Below are 19,016 nucleotides of genomic sequence, written 5' to 3'. Positions count from 1 at the left end.
GTTTCTGCTTCGAGCGCAGTGACATCACGGTGACAGGGTGTGGCGACGGGCGGGGTGCGGCTACCATGACCGGCACAAGGACGGACGGCGTAAGGGAGTCGTCCCCTGGGACGGCGCCCGGTGCATCTCCCGGGTCCGTGAGCAGGGGGCGCCCCATGCCGGGGCGAGGAGGGCGGGCGGCCATGGTGCAGAAGGCCAAGATCCTCCTGGTCGATGACAGGCCGGAGAATCTGCTGGCGTTGGAGGCGATTCTCTCCGCGCTCGATCAGACGCTGGTACGGGCATCGTCAGGGGAGGAAGCGCTCAAAGCGCTGTTGACGGACGACTTCGCGGTCATTCTGCTGGATGTCCAGATGCCGGGGATGGACGGGTTCGAGACCGCCGCCCACATCAAGCGGCGTGAGCGGACCCGCGACATTCCGATCATCTTTCTCACGGCCATCAACCATGGCCCGCACCACACCTTCCGCGGTTACGCGGCGGGCGCGGTGGACTACATCTCGAAGCCGTTCGACCCGTGGGTGCTCCGCGCCAAGGTCTCCGTCTTCGTCGAGCTGTACATGAAGAACTGTCAGCTCAAGGAGCAGGCCGAACTGCTCAGACTGCAGCTCGCCGGAGCGGGCGAGGCGCGTGAGCCCGCCGGGCTGCTGGCCGAACTCTCCGCGCGGCTCGCGGCAGTTGAGGAGCAGGCCGAAGCCCTCTCCAAGCAGCTCGACGACGACGCGGCCGACGCCTCGGCCGTGGCGACCGCCGCGCACCTGGAGCGCAAACTCACCGGGCTGCGGCGGGCGCTCGACGCGCTGGAGCCGGGCACGGGGAGCGGCTCAGCCTCGCTCCCGTCGCAGAACTGACGTTCCTCGCCGCCGAAGCGGGTCCATTTTCCTGCGGAGTTGTGGGCGACACGAACGGGTGAAGCGGAAGGCACACGTGTCCCCGGCCGTTCACACCGGTAACCTCACCACCATGGCCTCACGTACGTCCGGCAAGGGTTCCCAGGGCACGGCGGGCGCCGCGAAGCCGCGGGCCGGCCGTACGACCGGTGCCGCGAAAGCGGCGCCCGCCAAGAAGACGGCGGCGAAGAAGACCGCCCCCGCGAAGAAAGCACCGGCCAAGAAGGCCCCCGCCAAGAAGGCGGCGGCCAGACCGGCCCCCAAGCCCGCCCCGAACCCCACCGGGGGCGTGTTCTGGGTCGTCCGCACCGTCTGGCTCGGCGCCGCGCACGGCCTCGGAGCGATGCTCCGCGGCATAGGACGCGGCGCGAAGGGGCTCGACCCCGCCCACCGCAAGGACGGCGTCGCCCTGCTCCTGCTCGGCCTGGCCCTGGTCGTCGCGGCCGGCACCTGGTCCAATCTGCACGGTCCCGTCGGCGACCTGGTCGAGATGCTGATCACCGGCGCCTTCGGCCGGCTCGATCTCCTCGTACCGATACTGCTCGGCGCCATCGCCGTCCGGCTGATCCTCTACCCCGAGAAGCCCGAGGCCAACGGCCGGATCGTCATCGGGCTCTCCGCCCTCGTCATCGGCGTGCTCGGACTCGTCCACATCGCCTGCGGCTCCCCCGCGCGCAGCGACGGCACGGAGGCGATGCACGACGCGGGCGGCCTGATCGGCTGGGCCTCCGCCACCCCGCTGATCTTCACCACGGGCGAGGTCCTGGCCGTCCCGCTGCTCCTGCTGGTGACCGTCTTCGGACTGCTGGTCGTCACCGCCACCCCCGTCAACGCGATCCCGCGGCGCCTGCGGCTGCTCGGCGTCAAGCTGGGCATCGTCGAACCGCCCTACGAGGCGGAGCCCTTCGACAGCGAGTACGACGGGTACCACGGCGACGACGAACGGTACGACGACCAGTGGCGCGAGGCGCTGCCCTCCGGCCGGCGGCGCTCCGCCGGGCGCCGGGGCGCGGCGGGGGAGTACGACCCCGACCAGGCCGAGGCGGAGGCGCTCTCCAAGCGGCGCAGGCCGCGCCGGCCCTCCGCGCAGCCGGCCGCGGACCGGGGGATGGACGCCGTGGACGTGGCCGCCGCCGCGGCGGCGGCGCTGGACGGCGCCGTACTCAACGGGATGCCGCCCTCGCCGATCGTCGCCGACCTCACGCAGGGCGTCTCCGTGGACCGTAAGCGGCGCCCCGGGGAGCGCGCGGGCGAACACGAGCGGCCCGCGACCCGTCCCGGGGAGCGCGCGGACGCCGCGGAGGAGAGCCCCGCGGCCGTACCGGCGGCGCGCGAGGCCGGGAGGCGGACGCCGGGCGTCGCGGCCGTCGCCGATCTGACCAAGCCCGCGCCCGAGCTGGACAGGCCGCTGCCGCCGCGCGCCGAGCAGCTCCAGCTTCGCGGGGACATCACGTACGCGCTGCCCTCGCTGGACCTGCTGGAGCGCGGCGGCCCCGGCAAGACGCGCAGCGCCGCCAACGACGCCGTCGTCGCCTCGCTCACCAACGTCTTCCAGGAGTTCAAGGTCGACGCGGCCGTCACCGGCTTCACCCGCGGCCCGACGGTCACGCGGTACGAGGTGGAGCTGGGCCCGGCCGTGAAGGTCGAGCGGATCACCGCGCTCACCAAGAACATCGCGTACGCCGTCGCCAGCCCCGACGTACGGATCATCTCGCCGATCCCCGGCAAGTCCGCCGTCGGCATCGAGATCCCGAACACCGACCGCGAGATGGTCAACCTCGGCGACGTCCTGCGCCTCGCGGCCGCCGCCGAGGACGACCACCCGATGCTCGTCGCGCTCGGCAAGGACGTCGAGGGCGGCTACGAGATGGCCAACCTCGCGAAGATGCCGCACCTGCTCGTCGCGGGCGCCACCGGCTCCGGCAAGTCGTCCTGCATCAACTGTCTGATCACCTCGGTGATGGTGCGGGCGACCCCGGAGGACGTCCGGATGGTCCTCGTCGACCCCAAGCGGGTCGAGCTGACCGCGTACGAGGGCATTCCGCACCTGATCACACCGATCATCACCAACCCCAAGCGGGCCGCCGAGGCGCTCCAGTGGGTCGTCCGCGAGATGGACCTGCGCTACGACGACCTCGCCGCCTACGGGTTCCGGCACATCGACGACTTCAACAAGGCGGTGCGCGCGGGAACGGTCAAGGTGCCGGAAGGCAGCGAGCGCGAGCTGTCGCCGTATCCGTATCTGCTGGTCATCGTGGACGAGCTGGCCGACCTGATGATGGTCGCGCCGCGTGACGTCGAGGACGCCATCGTCCGGATCACCCAGCTCGCCCGGGCCGCCGGCATCCACCTCGTCCTCGCCACCCAGCGGCCCTCGGTCGACGTCGTCACCGGGCTGATCAAGGCGAACGTACCGTCGCGGCTCGCCTTCGCGACCTCCTCGCTGGCCGACAGCCGGGTCATCCTCGACCAGCCGGGCGCCGAGAAGCTGATCGGCAAGGGCGACGGCCTCTTCCTCCCCATGGGGGCGAACAAGCCGACCCGTATGCAGGGCGCCTTCGTCACGGAGGAGGAGATCCAGGCCGTCGTCCAGCACTGCAAGGACCAGATGGCCCCCGTCTTCCGGGACGACGTCGTGGTCGGGACGCAGAAGAAGAAGGACATCGACGAGGACATCGGTGACGATCTCGACCTGCTCTGCCAGGCGGTCGAACTGGTCGTCTCCACCCAGTTCGGCTCGACCTCGATGCTCCAGCGCAAGCTGCGCGTCGGCTTCGCCAAGGCCGGCCGGCTGATGGACCTGATGGAGTCGCGGAACATCGTCGGACCGAGCGAGGGCTCCAAGGCCCGCGACGTCCTGGTCAAGGCGGACGAGGTGGACGGGGTCCTCGCCATCATCCGCGGGGAATCGGCTCCGTAGGGCCCGCGGAACCGCCCGGTTCCCGTACGACGAGCACACCGGTTGGTCCGGACGCGCGGGAACTCACCCGGACGCGCCCGGACGCGCCGGGATTTCAATCTGATTTCGAGGGAAGCCGAAGGGCAACCGTTTCCCTTGGGCGGACGTCAAGTTGGGGAGGGGAAAGGCATGATGTTCCTCTCGCACGCCGTCCGGCCCTTCTGATGGCGTACAAAGTGCATCCGCCCGGTTGCCCCACCCTTTCGTACCACCCCTAGACTGAGTGTCCAGCAGGTGGCTACACGCTCGAAAGGCGCCCCCGTGTCCATCGGCAACTCTTCCGACGGCAAGTCCCCCGACGCCAACGCCCCCGACGACCGCGTCCCCGATCCCGGCGCTCCCGACGGCAACTCCCCTGAGGACCAACGGCCTTCGATCGGCCGGGCGCTCCAGCAGGCCCGTATCGCCGCGCACCGTACGGTCGAGGAGCTGAGCGGCTCCACCCGGGTACGCGTCCCCATCGTGCACGCGATCGAGGAGGACGACTTCTCCCGCTGCGGCGGCGACGTGTACGCCCGCGGTCACATCCGTATGCTCGCGCGGGCGGTCGGACTGGACCCCGAACCCCTCGTCGAACAGTTCGACGCCGAGCGCGGCGGACGCCCCGCGCCCACCCCCGCGGCGCCGATGTTCGAGGCGGAGCGGATCCGTCCGGAGCGCCGCCGGCCCAACTGGACCGCCGCCATGGTCGCCGCGATCGTCGCGGTGGTCGGATTCGTCGGCTTCACGGCGCTCGACAGCACGGACAAGAACGCGAAGAGCAACGAGGTCGCCGAGGGCCCGACGCCCGACACCAAGCCCAGCCCCACCAAGACCGGCGCCAAGCCGGAACCCTCCGAGAGCGCCATCGCCGCGGCGCCCCGCGACAAGGTGACGGTGAAGCTGTCGGCCATAGACGACAAGAGCTGGATCTCCGCCAAGGCGCACAACGGCAAACTTCTCTTCGACGGAATCCTTCTCAAGGGTGATTCCAAGACCTTCCAGGATGACGAGCAGATCGATCTGATCCTCGGCAACGCCGGTGCGATCGAGCTGTTCGTGAACGGTAAGAAGGTCGCGGACGAGTTCGAGCCCGGCCAGGTCGAGCGGCTCTCGTACACGCAGGGTGACCCCGAGGTCGGCTGACCAACCCTGCACGGTAAGGGCGGGGCCGGGACAAAGTAGTCTTGAGCCCATGCCCGAACGCCGTACCGTCGCCCTTGTCACTCTTGGCTGCGCCCGTAACGAGGTGGACTCGGAGGAGCTCGCAGGCCGCTTGGCAGCGGATGGCTGGGAGCTCGTCCAGGACGCCTCAGGGGCGGATGTCGCCGTCGTCAACACCTGTGGATTCGTCGAAGCCGCCAAGAAGGACTCCGTCGACGCCCTGCTGGAAGCCAATGATCTGAAGGATCAGGGCAGAACCCAGGCCGTCGTCGCCGTCGGCTGCATGGCCGAGCGGTACGGCAAGGAGCTCGCCGAGGCCCTGCCCGAGGCGGACGGAGTCCTCGGCTTCGACGACTACGCCGACATCTCGGACCGCCTCCAGACCATCCTCAACGGCGGCATCCACGCCTCCCACACCCCCCGCGACCGCCGCAAGCTGCTGCCCCTCAGCCCCGTCGAGCGCCAGGGCGCCGAGGTCGCGCTCCCCGGCCACGCACAGGGCGTCGCGGAGATCGTGCCCGCCCCCGAGGACCTGCCCGAGGGGGTCGCGCCGGCCTCCGGGCCGCGGGCGCCCCTGCGCAGACGCCTCGACACCAGCCCCGTCGCCTCCGTCAAGCTCGCGTCCGGCTGCGACCGCCGCTGCTCCTTCTGCGCCATCCCGTCGTTCCGCGGCTCCTTCATCTCGCGCCGCCCCTCCGACGTGCTCGGCGAGACGCGCTGGCTGGCCGAGCAGGGCGTCAAGGAGGTCATGCTGGTCTCCGAGAACAACACGTCGTACGGCAAGGACCTCGGCGACATCCGGCTGCTGGAGACCCTGCTGCCGGAGCTGGCGGCCGTCGACGGCATCGAGCGGGTACGGGTCAGCTACCTCCAGCCCGCCGAGATGCGGCCCGGTCTGATCGACGTCCTGACGTCGACGCCCAAGGTCGCCCCGTACTTCGACCTGTCATTCCAGCACTCCGCTCCCGACGTGCTGCGCGCGATGCGGCGCTTCGGCGACACCGACCGCTTCCTGGAGCTGCTGGAGACCATCCGGGGCAAGGCGCCGCAGGCCGGGGTGCGCTCCAACTTCATCGTGGGCTTCCCCGGCGAGAGCGAGGCGGACTTCGCGGAGCTGGAACGCTTCCTCACCGGCGCGCGCCTCGACGCCATCGGTGTCTTCGGCTACTCGGACGAGGACGGCACCGAGGCCGCCACGTACGGCGACAAGCTGGACGCCGACCTCGTCGCCGAGCGGCTGGCGCACCTCTCCCGGCTGGCCGAGGAGCTGACCGCGCAGCGGGCCGAGGAGCGGCTCGGCGAGAGCCTTCAGGTGCTCGTCGAATCGGTCGACCCGGACGGCGACGGCGACGAGCCCGCCGTGGGCCGCGCGGCCCACCAGGCGCCGGAGACGGACGGCCAGGTGATCTTCACCTCGCGCGAGGGACTGCGCCCCGGCCGTATGGTCGAGGCGAAGGTGGTCGGGACCGAGGGCGTGGACCTGGTCGCCGAGTGCTACGAGCTTCCGGGGGACGACTCACGGATCCCGGGTGAGGAGGCGGCCAGATGACCGGAGTCCCGGCGTCCGCGGCGGGCGGTACCGGCGCGAAGCCGGCGCCCGGCGCCAAGCTGGCGGCGGTGGTGGTCAATCAGGCCAGTCTGTGGAACATCGCCAACATCCTCACCATGGTGCGACTCGTGCTCGTGCCCTGCTTCGTGTACCTGCTGCTCCAGGACGGCGGGTACGACCCCGTCTGGCGCGCCTGGGCGTGGGCCGCCTTCGCCGTGGCGATGATCACGGACATCTTCGACGGCCACCTGGCCCGTACGTACAACCTGGTCACCGACTTCGGCAAGATCGCCGACCCGATCGCGGACAAGGCGATCATGGGCGCCGCGCTGCTCTGTCTCTCCGCGCTCGGCGATCTGCCGTGGTGGGTGACGGGCGTCATCCTCTTCCGCGAGCTGGGGATCACCCTGATGCGGTTCTGGGTGATCAGACACGGGGTGATCCCGGCCAGCCGCGGCGGCAAGATGAAGACGCTGACGCAGGGGGTCGCGGTAGGGATGTACGTCCTCGCGCTGACCGGGCCGCTGGCCACGCTGCGGTTCTGGGTGATGGCGGCGGCGGTCGTCCTGACGGTGCTCACGGGGCTCGACTACGTACGGCAGGCGGTCGTCCTGCGACGCCAGGGGCTGGCCGCGGAGCGCGCCGAGGAGGAATCCGCTCGGTGAGCGATACGGCGACCGGGGCGGGGGACCGTGCCGCGCGGGTGCTGGAGCTGCTGGCCGGCCGCGGCGGGACGCTGGCCGTGGCGGAGTCCCTGACCGGCGGTCTGGTGGCCGCGGAGCTGACCGCCGTCCCCGGCGCCTCCCGGGCCTTCCGCGGGGCCGTGACGGCCTATGCGACGGACCTCAAGCGGGACGTCCTGGGCGTGGACGGGGCCCTGCTCGACGAGCGCGGCGCCGTGGACCCCGAGGTCGCACGGCAGATGGCGGCCGGGGTACGGGGCGTACTGCGCGCCGACTGGGGCGTCGCGACGACGGGGGTGGCGGGCCCGGAGCCGCAGGACGGACAGCCGGTCGGCACGGTGTACGTGGCGGTCGCGGGACCGGAAGGCGTCGGGAAAGTGGCCACGCTGCGATTGAACGGCGACCGGGCGGACATCCGTAAAGAGAGTGTACGGAGCGTACTGGGACTGCTCCTCGGCGAACTCTCCGGGAACGGGCGGACACAGGATACGGAAGAGAACGGGGGGATTTGATGTTTACAGCCCTGAGTGAACACGACATCGCTCCCCGCACGGCCGCCGCGCAAGGCGGTACGGTGGGGCGTGAAGGATGCGGCTACGCGGTCCGAGGAGGGAGCCACCGATGATTCTGCTCCGTCGCCTGCTGGGTGACGTGCTGCGTCGGCAGCGCCAGCGCCAGGGCCGTACTCTGCGCGAAGTCTCCTCGTCCGCCCGAGTCTCGCTCGGCTATCTTTCCGAGGTTGAGCGGGGGCAGAAGGAGGCTTCCTCCGAACTGCTCTCCGCGATCTGCGACGCGCTTGACGTACGGATGTCCGAGCTCATGCGCGAAGTGAGCGACGAACTGTCGTTGGCGGAGCTGGCCGCGTCGGCGGCGGCGAACGAGCCGGTGCCCGCGCCAGTACGACCCATGCTCAATTCTGTCTCTGTGACGTCGGTGGCCGGAGTGCCGACGGAGCGAGTGACGATCAAGGCACCCGCGGACGTCGTCGCCGCCTGATGGCGCGGGTTTGAGGCTGTGACCGGGCCCCGGTCGGTAGCGATACCGGCCGGGGCCTCGGCATGTCCGGAGCGATGGCCCGCTGCAGGGCGCGGCCGTCGATGGCCCGGATGACCGTTTTGTCCCTCCTGTGTCATGGTGGACACGGAGCCCGATGAGGCCGGTGAGGCCCGTCGGGCCGGTGGAGTCGACGGAACACTGGAGGGCCCGTATGTCTGTCGTGAAGAGTTCCCTGTCCGAGGAGGACCTGAAGCTGGTCGGTGAGGCGCTGCAGGGCGCGCTCGTGGATCTGGTGGATCTCTCGCTCGTCGCCAAACAGGTGCACTGGAACATCGTCGGGCCGCGCTTCCGCTCCGTACACCTCCAGCTCGACGAGGTCGTGACCACGGCGCGGCAGCACTCGGACACGGTCGCGGAGCGGGCCTCGGCGATCGGCGTGACCCCCGACGGGCGGGCCGCGACGGTGGCGGGGACCAGCGCGATCGGCCCGGTCCCCAACGGCTGGATCAAGGACACGGACGCGGTAAGGACCCTGGTGGACGCGCTCGGCGCGGTGGTCACGCGGATGCGTGAGCGCGTCGCGGTGACCGACAAGCCGGATCCGGTGACCCAGGACATCCTGATCCAGGTCACGGCCGATCTCGAGAAGCACGCGTGGATGTTCCAGGCGGAGAGCGCGTAGCGCGCGGCGCACGCCGTGGGTGTGCGCCGATGCACCCTCCCGGCCGGTGATCGTGCGGGTCTAGCGTCGGCCGGCATCCCGTGACGTCGGCCGGAGGAGGCAGCCATGGCGCGCCGATGGATCCTTCCGCCCGCCTTCACTCCCGCCGTCGTTGTCGGTGTTCTCGGTGTTCTCGGCGTCCTCGGCGGGGTGTGGTGGTGGGCCGTGCTGCGGCTCGTGCTGGTGCCCGAGCACACCGGGGTGGTGGAGGGCGCGGTGGCGGCGGGCGGCTGGGGGCTGAGCCTGCTGCCGGTGCACGCCGCCGCGTCGCGGGGAAAGCGGGGCCGGGCGGGGAGGCGGGGGCGGGCGGGCCGGCAGGGGCGGGCACCGGCGGACCGTCACGGGGTGGGACCGGACTGGCAGCGGGGGCACCAGTAGACCGGGCGTCCGTCCTGGTCGGCCGTACGGATCGGGGTGCCGCAGCGGGGACAGGGCCGGTGGGCGCGGTCGTAGACGTACAGCTTTCTGCGGTTGCCGGGCCGCTCCCGGTTGGCTTCGAGTAGATTCTTGGCCGCCGTCACCAGACGCTCGGGTGAGGGGAGTTCGCCGATCGGTAGCCATGGGGTCGCGCGGACGAGGAAGCAGGTCTCGGACTTGAAGATGTTGCCGATCCCGGCGAGATTGCGCTGGTCGAGGAGGGCCTCCCCGACGGGGCGGGCGGGGTCGGAGAGCAGACGCCGCAGGGCGACGGCGGGGTCCCAGTCGGGGCCGAGCAGATCGGGGCCGAGATGGCCGACCACACGGTCCTCGTCGCCGGTACGGAGGAGTTCCAGGACGGGCAGCCGGTAGCCGACGGCGGTGTGCCCGGCCGTGCCGAGGATCGCCCGTATCTGATGCGCCGGGCCGCCGCGCCAGCGCTCGTCCGGGGCGTAGACCTTCCACGCGCCGTCCATCCGCAGATGCGAGTGGAGGGTGAGTCCGCCCTCGATCCGGGTGAGCAGGTGCTTTCCGCGCGGAGTGACGTCGAGGACGGTCCTGCCGGTGAGATCGGCGGTCGCGTACCGGGGGACCCGCAGGTCGGAGCGGATCAGCTCATGCCCGGCGAGGGCGGTGTGCAGGCGCCGGGCGGTCTGCCGGACGGTGTCTCCTTCGGGCATGTCTCCCATGATGCGCGACGGGGCGGGAACGGTCTTGGCGGGCGTTCGGGCGGTGGTTCTCGGGGTGGGGCAGGGAGAGAGGTCCAGGGACGGGCCCGATGAGTCCCGGGTGGGTCCCGGGGTGGGCACCCGCCCCCCGGGGCGGGGCGCGGGGTGGGCCCTGCCCGGTCAGGCGCGCAGGCGCAGACCTCGGGGGGTGGCGTGGAAGCCCGCCGATTCCAGGGCCCGGCCCAGCGGCGACGTCAGGGCCGGTGTGCCGTTGGCCCGCTCGACCGTGACCGTACCGAGCGCGCCCGCGCGGGCCGCGTCCGCCAGCGCCCCGGCGGCGGCCGTCAGCGCGGGGGCCTGCGGATCCGTGACCCAGGCCAGCAGGGTCTTTCCGCCGCGCTCCATGTAGAGGGTCAGCTCACCGTCGACCAGGACGACCAGGGAGCCGGCCTTGCGCCCCGGTTTGTGGCCCGCGCCGTCCGGCGGCTCGGGCCAGGGCAGCGCGGCCCCGTAGGCGTTGGCGGGATCGGCCGCGGCGAGGACCACGGCACGGGGCGCGGCCTGCTCGGAGGCGCGGTCGCGGGCCGTGGCCGCGGCCCGCAGCCGGTCGACCGCCCCGTCCATCGCGAACTGGGCGGCGCCCAGCCCCTCCACGACATAGCCGCGACGGGCCTGGCCGCTGTCCTCGAAGGCCGACAGCACGCGGTACGTGGCGGAGAAGCCGCCCGCCACGCCCTCGGCCGCGACCGCACCCCGGGTCACCACACCGTGCCGGTCGAGGAGGGTGCGGGCCAGGGCGTGGGCGCGGTGCGTGGGGTCGGGCTCCGGCTCGGGAAGGAGCGACCAGCGCCCGCTCACCGTCGGCGGGCCCGTACGGGACGCGGGTCTGGCCGCGGCCGTGAGGGTGCCGTACCGGCCGCGGGGCACCGGGCGGCGCGCGCGGTGGGCCGTGGAGCCCGCCGTACGGCCGGAGCCGAGCAGCGAGCGCAGCGGGGCCAGCGTGTCGTTGGTGAGCCGCCCCGACCAGGCCAGGTCCCAGACGGCGTCGGCGAGTTGGGGGTCGGTCGCCTCGGGGTGGGTGGTGGCACGTACCTGGTCGGCGATCTGCCGGAAGAACAGTCCGTAACCACCCGAGAGCGTGGTCAGCACCGACGCGTGCAGAGCGGTCTGCTCCAGCGGATGCGGGGCGGGGAGCAGCAGCGGGGCGGCGTCGGCGAGATAGAGCGAGACCCAGCCGTCCTTGCCCGGCAGCGCGCCGGCCCCGGCCCACAGGACCTCGCCCGTGGTGGTCAGTTCGTCCAGGAGCGCCGGGGTGTAGCCGGCGACCCGGGACGGCAGGATCAGCTTCTCCAGCGCGGACGCCGGGACGGGGGCGCCCTGCACCTGCTCGACGGCGCGGGCGAGCCCGTCGATGCCGCGCAGGCTGTCGCCGCCCAGATGCTGCCATTGGGGGAGGAAGGTGGCGAGCGCGGCGGGCGCGACCGGCTCCAGCTCCTGGCGCAGCGCGGCCAGGGAGCGGCGGCGCAGCCTGCGGAGCACCGTGGCGTCGCACCACTCCTGACCGATGCCGGACGGATGGAACTCGCCCTGGACGACCCGGGCGCTCGCGGCGAGACGCTGGAGCGCGCCGTCCGTGACCGCCGTCCCGAGGCCGAAGCGCTCGGCCGCCGCGGACGAGGTGAACGGGCCGTGCGTACGGGCGTGACGGGCGAGCAGATCGCCCAGCGGGTCCTTGACCGGTTCGGTGAACGCCTCGGGGACACCGACCGGCAGCGCCGTGCCCAGAGCGTCCCGCAGCCGGCCGGCGTCCTCGATCGCCGCCCAGTGGTCCGCCCCGGCGATACGGACCTTGATGGCGCGACGGGCCGCGGCCAGCTCCTTCGCCCAGGAGACCGGTGCGCCGCGCTCGGCCAGCTCGTCGTCGGTGAGCGGGCCGAGCATCCGCAGCAGGTCGGCGACGCCCTCGGCGTCCTTGACGCGCCGGTCCTCCGTCAGCCACTGGAGCTCCCGCTCCAGCTCCGTGAGGACCTCGGGGTCGAGCAGCTCCCGCAGCTCGGCCTGGCCCAGCAGCTCCGAGAGCAGCCGGGAGTCCAGCGAGAGGGCGGCGGCCCGCCGCTCGGCGAGGGGCGAGTCGCCCTCGTACAGGAACTGGGCGACGTAGCCGAAGAGCAGCGACCGGGCGAAAGGGGAGGGCTCGGGGGTGGTGACCTCGACGAGCCGGACCCGGCGGGACTCGATGTCGCCCATCAGCTCGGTGAGGCCGGGGACGTCGAAGACGTCCTGAAGGCACTCCCGCACCGCCTCCAGCACGATGGGGAACGAGCCGAACTCGCTCGCCACCTGGAGGAGCTGGGCGGCGCGCTGGCGCTGCTGCCACAGCGGGGTGCGCTTGCCGGGGCTGCGGCGCGGCAGCAGCAGCGCCCGCGCGGCGCACTCCCGGAACCGGGAGGCGAACAGGGCGGAGCCGCCGACCTGTTCCGTGACGATGCCGCGGATCTCGCCCGTGTCGAAGGCGACGTCCGCGGCGCCCAGCGGGGCCTGCTCGCTGTCGAAGGCGGTACCGGCCCGGTCCGGCGGCTCCTCGTCGAGGAGATCGAGGCCCATCAGATCGGCGTCGGGAAGCCGCAGCACGATGCCGTCGTCGGCGTGCATGACCTGCGCGTCCATGCCGTAGCGCTCGGAGAGCCTGGCCCCCAGGGCCAGCGCCCACGGGGCGTGCACCTGGGCGCCGAACGGGGAGTGGATCACCACCCGCCAGTCGCCCAGCTCGTCACGGAACCGCTCGACCAGGATCGTCCGGTCGTCGGGGATGTGCCCGCAGGCGCGGCGCTGCTCGTCCAGGTACGACAGCAGATTGCCGGCCGCCCAGTCGTCCAGGCCCGCCGTCATCAGGCGCAGTCGCGCGTCGTCCTCCGGGAGCGAGCCGACCTCGCGCAGGAACGCGCCGACCGCGCGGCCCAGCTCCAGCGGGCGGCCGAGCTGGTCGCCCTTCCAGAAGGGCAGCCGCCCCGGGGCGCCGGGGGCCGGGGTGACCAGGACGCGGTCCCGGGTGATGTCCTCGATCCGCCAGGACGTCGTCCCCAGGGTGAAGACATCGCCCACCCGGGACTCGTACACCATCTCCTCGTCCAGCTCGCCGACCCGGCCGCCGCCCTTCTTGGGGTCGGCTCCGGCGAGGAAGACCCCGAAGAGACCGCGGTCGGGGATCGTCCCGCCGGACGTGACGGCGAGCCGCTGGGCGCCCGGGCGGCCCGTGACCGTACCCGCGACGCGGTCCCACACCACCCGTGGCCGCAGCTCCGCGAAGGCGTCGGAGGGGTAGCGCCCGGCGAGCATGTCCAGCACGGCGTGGAACGCCGAGTCGGGCAGGGCGGCGAACGGCGCGGCCCTGCGGACCACCGCGAGCAGATCGTCCACCTGCCGGGTGTCCAGCGCGACCATGGCGACAAGCTGCTGGGCCAGCACGTCCAGCGGATTGGCGGGCACGCGCAGCGCCTCGATGGACCCGCCGCGCATCCGCTCCGTGACCACCGCCGCCTGCACCAGATCGCCGCGGTACTTCGGGAAGACGACGCCCGTGGAGACCGCGCCGACCTGATGGCCGGCCCGGCCCACCCGCTGGAGACCGGAGGCGACCGAGGGCGGCGACTCGACCTGGACGACCAGGTCCACGGCGCCCATGTCGATGCCCAGCTCCAGACTGGAGGTGGCCACGACGGCGGGCAGCCGGCCCGCCTTGAGGTCCTCCTCGACCTGGGAGCGCTGCTCCTTGGAGACCGAGCCGTGATGCGCGCGGGCCAGCAGGGGAGGCGCGCCCTTGGCCGCGCCCGACTGGGCCATCACCTCGGCCGGGGAGTGCTCCTCGGGCATCGTCCGCCCCGTCGCGCGTTCGTACGCGATCTCGTTGAGCCGGTTGCACAGCCGCTCGGCGAGGCGGCGGGAGTTGGCGAACACGATCGTGGAGCGGTGGGCCTGGACGAGATCGGCGATCCGCTCCTCCACATGAGGCCAGATCGACGGCTTCTCCCCGCTCTCCGTCTCCGAGGCGGGGGAGCCACCGAGCTCGCCCAGATCCTCGACCGGGACGACGACGGAGAGGTCGAACTCCTTGCCGGAGGGCGGCTGGACGATCTCCACCCGGCGCTGCGGCGACAGATAGCGGGCCACTTCCTCCACCGGACGCACCGTCGCGGACAGGCCGATCCGGCGCGCCGGGCGCGGCAGCAGCTCGTCGAGCCGCTCCAGGGAGAGGGCGAGGTGGGCCCCGCGCTTCGTCCCGGCCACGGCGTGCACCTCGTCCAGGATCACCGTCTCGACGCCCGCGAGCGCGTCCCGCGCGGAGGACGTGAGCATCAGGAACAGCGACTCGGGGGTGGTGATCAGGATGTCCGGCGGCCTCGTCGCCATCGACCTGCGGTCGGCGGGCGGGGTGTCGCCCGAGCGGATCCCGACGCGCACCTGCGGCTCGGGCAGCCCCCGCCGTACGGACTCCTGCCGGATCCCCGTGAGCGGGCTGCGCAGATTGCGCTCCACGTCGACCGCGAGCGCCTTCAGCGGTGATACGTACAGCACCCGGCACCGCTTCTTCGCCTCGGCGGGCGGCGGCGAGGCGGCGAGCTGGTCCAGCGCGGCGAGGAAGGCGGCCAGCGTCTTGCCGGAGCCCGTCGGCGCCACCACCAGCACGTCCGACCCCTCCTGGAGGGCGCGCCACGCACCCTCCTGCGCCGCGGTGGGCGCGGAGAAGGCCCCCGTGAACCAGCCGCGGGTCGCGGGGGAGAAGGAATCGAGCGCGGTACGTGCCATGCCACCCATCGTGCACCCGCCCACTGACAATCGCCCGGACCTGGGGAAACGGGCCCGGGCCGGGGCAGAGCGGGGCTGCGGGGCTGTGGGGCTTGTGGGGCAGCGATGCAGCGGGACCGTGGGGCTGCGGGCTGCGGGCTGCGGGCTGCGGGCTGTGGGCTGCGGGGTGCACAAACGTACAAGACCTGGGGGGCCCGTACCGCGTAGCGTCTGCGACGTGGCAGAACAGACAGCGTCCGCTTCCGCGGACATACCGGCCGGCATCCCGGCGGACGGCCCCGGGGGCAGTACCCCGCGACCCTCGCCCCGTCCCTCCGCCCCGTCCAAACCCGACTCCGCCGTGGTGCGCGACGCCCTCGGCGTCGGCATCGCCGTCGGGCTCTCGGGATTCGCCTTCGGCGTCACCTCGGCGGGCGCGGGGCTCACCGTGGCGCAGACCTGCGCGCTCAGCCTGCTGGTCTTCACCGGCGCCTCGCAGTTCGCGCTCGTCGGCGCGCTCGCGGCCGGCGGGAACCCCCTCACCGCCGCGGCGGGCGCGTTCTTCCTGGGAGTACGCAACGCCTTCTACGGCCTCAGGCTCTCCCAGTTGCTGCGGCTTCCGGGCCCCGTACGCCCGTTCGCCGCGCAGTGGGTGATCGACGAGACGGCCGTGGTCGCCCTCGCCCAGCCCACCCGGCGCGCCGCCAGGATCGGCTTCACCGTCACCGGGCTCACGCTCTACACGCTGTGGAACCTGACCACCCTGGCCGGAGCGCTCGGCGCGGAGGCCCTCGGCGACACCGACGCGTGGGGGCTCGACGCCGCCGGCCCCGCCGTCTTTCTCGCGCTGCTCGCGCCGATGCTCCGTACCACCACCGAACGGGCCGTCGCGGGCCTCTCCGTCGTCCTGGGGCTCGGGCTGCTGCCTGTGCTGCCCGGCGGGGTCCCGGTGCTCGTCGCGGCGCTCGCCGCCCCCACCGTGCTCTGGCTCCAGGGCCGCGGACCCGGCGCGCGCCGGAAGCCCTCCGGTGAGCCGCGGGACGCCGACCGCACGAAGGGAACGGACCGTTGACCGTCTGGATCGCGATCGGCGCGACCGCCCTCGGCTGCTACCTCCTCAAGCTGCTGGGACTGCTCGTCCCCGCGGGCGTGCTGGAGCGCCCGCTCGTCCAGCGGCTGTCCGCCCTGCTGCCCGTCGCCCTGCTCGCCGCGCTGACCGCGCAGCAGACCTTCAGCGCGAACGGCGCGCTCGTCCTGGACGCCCGGGGCGCGGGAGTCGCCGCGGCGGCCCTCGCGCTGGTACTGCGCGCCCCGTTCCTGGTGGTGGTCGCCGCCGCGGTGGTCGTCACGGCGGCGGTACGGGCCGTGTCCGGCTGACCCGGGCGCGGTCAGCCGAGGGGACGGCCGTGAGCGCGCAGCGTCCGCAGCGCCTCGATGGTGACGATCGCCCGCCATTCCAGCGCGCTGCCCGGCGCCCCCGTACGCCGGTCGACCGGCCAGCCCCCGTCCTCGCCCTGCCGCCCGGCGAGGAAGTCGAGCGACCGCTCCATCTCCTCGTCCGTGAACCAGCGCCGTGCCAGTGATCCGGGCACACGCGCGTAGTCGTACGGAAAGCGGCGCTCACCCGGCGCGTACCCCGGCGGCAGCGGGTACGCGGCGCGGTGCTCCGGGTCCAGCACCGCCAGCCGCCGCTTTCGTACGAGCCGGCCCAGCCGGTTCGCCGCCGCCTCGGCGCGCGCCCGGTCGGGGACGCCGTCCAGGAAGGCGACCGCCGCCTCCACCTCGTACGGATGCGTCTCGTCCAGCCCCTCGACCGCGGCCCAGCAGAAGTCGGTGGCGCGGAAGAGCCAGGCGTGCCACACCTCGTTGCGGTGCAGCAGCCCGACCACGGGGCCCGTGGCGAGCAGCTCGCCCGGCGGGTCGTCGACGACGGGGAGGAAGGGCGTGCACGGATAGCCGCGCGAGGAGGGACGGAGCGCGGGCAGCGCGCCCTCCGACGTCGATACCGAGGTGAGATAGCGGCAGATCCGTTCGGCCCGCAGCCCGTCGCAGCGGCCGATGGAGTCGAGGACCCGCAGGGCGTGCGCCGTGTGGAGCGGCTGGCTGACGGGGCCCCGCAGATCGGGTTCGAGCGCGTGGCCGTATCCGCCGTCCTCCCCGCGGTACGCCGTGAGGGCGGCCTCGACCGCGTCCTCCCCCTGGTCCCCGCCGGTCCCGCCGTCCAGGAAGTGGTACGCGAACCGGCGCTGTTCGAGCACCCTCGCCGTCAGCCAGACGAAGTGCTCGGCGCGGGCGAGAGGGGACGCGGTGGAACCTGTGATGCCTGCCATGGTCCGACCGTAGGGCGCGAACGGTGGCGGACAAGGGGGACGGGGCCGGACCGCACTCCGAGGGGCGGGATACTGGGCGCATGCGGTTGACGATTTTCTGGGAGCGGATGGCGGACCACTTCGGCGCCGCCTACGCGGATTCCTTCGCCCGTGACCATGTGATGGCCGAACTGGGCGGCCGTACGGTGCACGAGGCGCTCGACGCGGGCTGGGAGACCAAGGACGTGTGGCGCGCCGTCTGCGACGCCATGGGTGTGCCGGCCGAGAATCGCTGACGCGCGGCCCGTCGGGACCGGGCCGGGATCCGGTGCGAAAGCCGGACCGCGGGGCCGGTTGTCACAGCCGTAGTCCAGACTGACTCCGTGGCACCGAACGACAGCACCGCCTCGGACGTACAACCGCCGATCCCTCCGCCGGACTCCGCGCGGGAGACCCCGCACGCCGCGTCCTCCGGGACGTCCGCGGGGCCGTCCCCGCGCCCGGCCGCGGGGGACGGCGGGGGCGACCGTATGCCCCGCTGGCTACCGCGTGCCATGATCCTCGCGCTGGCCCTCGTCGCCTGCTTCCAGCTCGGCATCTGGGCGTTCCACCAGATCTTCGGGCTGCTCATCAATGTGCTGATCGCCTTCTTCCTGGCGCTGGCGGTGGAGCCCGCGGTCAGCCGCATGGCGGACCGCGGGATGCGGCGCGGACTCGCCACTTTCCTCGTCTTCTTCGGGGTGCTGATCGCGAGCGCCGGCTTCGTGGTGATGCTCGGTTCGATCCTGGCGAGCCAGATCATCGACATCGTCGACTCCTTCCCCCAGTACCTCGACTCGGTGATCAACTGGATCAACCTGACGTTCCACACCGAGCTGTCCCGGGTCGCCGTCCAGGACAGCCTGCTGCACTCGGACTGGCTCCAGAGGTACGTGCAGAACAGCGCGAGCGGCGTCCTCGACGTCTCCACCACCGTGCTGGGCGGACTGTTCCGGGTGCTGACGGTCTTCCTGTTCTCCTTCTACTTCGCCGCCGACGGGCCCCGGCTGCGCCGCGGGCTCTGCTCCGTCCTGCCGCCCGCCCGGCAGGCGGAGGTGCTGCGGGCCTGGGAGATCGCGGTCGTGAAGACCGGCGGATATCTCTACTCGCGCGGACTGATGGCCCTCATCTCCGGTGTCGCGCACTACGTCCTGCTGGAGATCCTGGGCGTTCCGTACGCGCCGGCGCTGGCGATGTGGGTGGGGCTGGTCTCCCAGTTCATCCCGACCATCGGCACGTATCTGGCGGGCGCCCTGCCCATGCTGATCGCCTTCACCGTGGACCCCTGGTACGCGCTGTGGGTCCTCGGCTTCGTCGTGATCTACCAGCAGTTCGAGAACTACATGCTCCAGCCCAAGCTCACCGCCCGGTCCGTGGACATCCACCCGGCGGTCGCCTTCGGCTCGGTCATCGCGGGTACGGCGCTGCTGGGCCCCGTCGGCGCGCTGATCTCGATCCCCGCCGTCGCGACCCTTCAGGCGTTTCTCGGCGCGTACGTGAAGCGGTACGAGGTGATGGACGACCCGCGGGTGAGGGGCGGCCGGCGGCGCCGGGACATCCCGCTGCTGGGGCAGATACGGCGGGTGCTGCGCACACAGGAGGACGGCAGCGACCGTCCCTAGGCACACCACCGTCGGTCGCTGGGCACACCGCCGTCGCCGTTCCCGGGCGTACCGCGGGCCCGTCGCGTGTCGCTTGACACCAAAATCGAACATCCATTCTCATGGGAGGGCTGCCGGTGTTTCCCCGGCCCGGTCGGCGGTGTTCTGTGGTGGCGTGACGGGGGCGTCGGTCGGCGGCCGGCCCGGCCGAGTTGTCCATAGTTGTCCACAGGCGGGGAGGCGTCGGGGACGCGTTGTC

The 19,016-nt window shown here is 72.5% G+C and carries 16 protein-coding genes; 13 read left to right on the top strand and 3 right to left on the bottom strand.

The features are described from left to right. Positions 1-182: 182 nt before the first annotated feature. The 9 genes from ACIO3P_RS10440 (at position 183) to ACIO3P_RS10400 (ending at position 9,319) form a co-directional block, all read left to right on the top strand. Complete coding sequence (locus ACIO3P_RS10440; protein ID WP_329822575.1) at positions 183-851, top strand: response regulator; 669 nt, start codon at positions 183-185, stop codon at positions 849-851. A 112-nt stretch (positions 852-963) separates the two neighbouring features. Continuing rightward, positions 964-3,810: a DNA translocase FtsK gene (locus tag ACIO3P_RS10435; protein ID WP_401848100.1), complete on the top strand. Its 2,847-nt coding sequence runs from the start codon at positions 964-966 to the stop codon at positions 3,808-3,810. Positions 3,811-4,224: 414 nt separating this feature from the next. Beyond that, positions 4,225-4,974 carry a helix-turn-helix domain-containing protein gene (locus ACIO3P_RS10430; protein WP_329822585.1) on the top strand — a complete coding sequence of 250 codons (750 nt, stop codon included), beginning with the start codon at positions 4,225-4,227 and terminating at the stop codon, positions 4,972-4,974. 49 nt (positions 4,975-5,023) lie between these two features. Further along, positions 5,024-6,541 carry a 30S ribosomal protein S12 methylthiotransferase RimO gene (gene rimO, locus ACIO3P_RS10425; protein ID WP_401848102.1) on the top strand — a complete coding sequence of 506 codons (1,518 nt, stop codon included), beginning with the start codon at positions 5,024-5,026 and terminating at the stop codon, positions 6,539-6,541. After that, the gene (gene pgsA / locus ACIO3P_RS10420; RefSeq protein WP_329822572.1) at positions 6,538-7,206 is read left to right on the top strand and encodes a CDP-diacylglycerol--glycerol-3-phosphate 3-phosphatidyltransferase; all 669 of its coding nucleotides are present in this window, start codon (positions 6,538-6,540) and stop codon (positions 7,204-7,206) included. Before rimO ends, pgsA begins: the two co-directional genes overlap by 4 nt. Beyond that, positions 7,203-7,736 carry a CinA family protein gene (locus ACIO3P_RS10415; protein WP_401784895.1) on the top strand — a complete coding sequence of 178 codons (534 nt, stop codon included), beginning with the start codon at positions 7,203-7,205 and terminating at the stop codon, positions 7,734-7,736. Before pgsA ends, ACIO3P_RS10415 begins: the two co-directional genes overlap by 4 nt. A 109-nt stretch (positions 7,737-7,845) precedes the next feature. After that, positions 7,846-8,220 (top strand): helix-turn-helix transcriptional regulator, encoded by a 375-nt coding sequence (locus tag ACIO3P_RS10410; protein ID WP_329822570.1) that lies wholly within the window; start codon positions 7,846-7,848, stop codon positions 8,218-8,220. Between the two features lie 211 nt (positions 8,221-8,431). Continuing rightward, positions 8,432-8,902 carry a DNA starvation/stationary phase protection protein gene (locus ACIO3P_RS10405; protein WP_329822569.1) on the top strand — a complete coding sequence of 157 codons (471 nt, stop codon included), beginning with the start codon at positions 8,432-8,434 and terminating at the stop codon, positions 8,900-8,902. A gap of 105 nt (positions 8,903-9,007) precedes the next feature. Continuing rightward, positions 9,008-9,319 carry a hypothetical protein gene (locus tag ACIO3P_RS10400; RefSeq protein WP_401848103.1) on the top strand — a complete coding sequence of 104 codons (312 nt, stop codon included), beginning with the start codon at positions 9,008-9,010 and terminating at the stop codon, positions 9,317-9,319. Here the strand turns inward: ACIO3P_RS10400 and ACIO3P_RS10395 are convergent. Together ACIO3P_RS10395 and ACIO3P_RS10390 are read right to left on the bottom strand one after the other, a co-directional pair. Next, the gene (locus ACIO3P_RS10395) at positions 9,280-10,038 is read right to left on the bottom strand and encodes an Fpg/Nei family DNA glycosylase (protein WP_401848105.1); all 759 of its coding nucleotides are present in this window, start codon (positions 10,036-10,038) and stop codon (positions 9,280-9,282) included. The two genes, ACIO3P_RS10400 and ACIO3P_RS10395, sit on opposite strands and share 40 nt — an antisense overlap. A gap of 168 nt (positions 10,039-10,206) precedes the next feature. Next, positions 10,207-14,829, bottom strand: coding sequence for an ATP-dependent helicase (locus tag ACIO3P_RS10390; protein WP_401848107.1), 4,623 nt, complete (start codon positions 14,827-14,829; stop codon positions 10,207-10,209). Between the two features lie 262 nt (positions 14,830-15,091). Here ACIO3P_RS10390 and ACIO3P_RS10385 point away from each other — a divergent pair, with 262 nt between their 5' ends. Next, on the top strand, positions 15,092-15,880 hold the full coding sequence (locus ACIO3P_RS10385) for an AzlC family ABC transporter permease (RefSeq protein ID WP_401848811.1): 789 nt from the start codon (positions 15,092-15,094) through the stop codon (positions 15,878-15,880). Continuing rightward, on the top strand, positions 15,877-16,185 hold the full coding sequence (locus tag ACIO3P_RS10380) for an AzlD domain-containing protein (protein ID WP_329822565.1): 309 nt from the start codon (positions 15,877-15,879) through the stop codon (positions 16,183-16,185). Before ACIO3P_RS10385 ends, ACIO3P_RS10380 begins: the two co-directional genes overlap by 4 nt. Before the next feature lie 11 nt (positions 16,186-16,196). Here the strand turns inward: ACIO3P_RS10380 and ACIO3P_RS10375 are convergent, their stop codons facing one another. Further along, the gene (locus tag ACIO3P_RS10375) at positions 16,197-17,138 is read right to left on the bottom strand and encodes a hypothetical protein (RefSeq protein ID WP_401848108.1); all 942 of its coding nucleotides are present in this window, start codon (positions 17,136-17,138) and stop codon (positions 16,197-16,199) included. Between the two features lie 80 nt (positions 17,139-17,218). On the opposite strand from ACIO3P_RS10375, the gene ACIO3P_RS10370 reads away from it, so the two are divergent. Beyond that, on the top strand, positions 17,219-17,413 hold the full coding sequence (locus tag ACIO3P_RS10370; protein ID WP_399300505.1) for a DUF3046 domain-containing protein: 195 nt from the start codon (positions 17,219-17,221) through the stop codon (positions 17,411-17,413). Positions 17,414-17,647: 234 nt separating this feature from the next. After that, positions 17,648-18,778, top strand: a complete 1,131-nt coding sequence (locus tag ACIO3P_RS10365; protein WP_401848812.1) for an AI-2E family transporter — start codon at positions 17,648-17,650, stop codon at positions 18,776-18,778. Positions 18,779-19,016: the final 238 nt, after the last annotated feature.

This window comes from Streptomyces sp. NPDC087310 (assembly GCF_044744405.1).
In the GTDB taxonomy this organism is placed as follows: Bacteria; Actinomycetota; Actinomycetes; order Streptomycetales; family Streptomycetaceae; genus Streptomyces.
The sequence above is the reverse complement of the archived record's forward strand: the minus strand, read 5'-3'. Positions and strand labels throughout refer to the sequence as shown.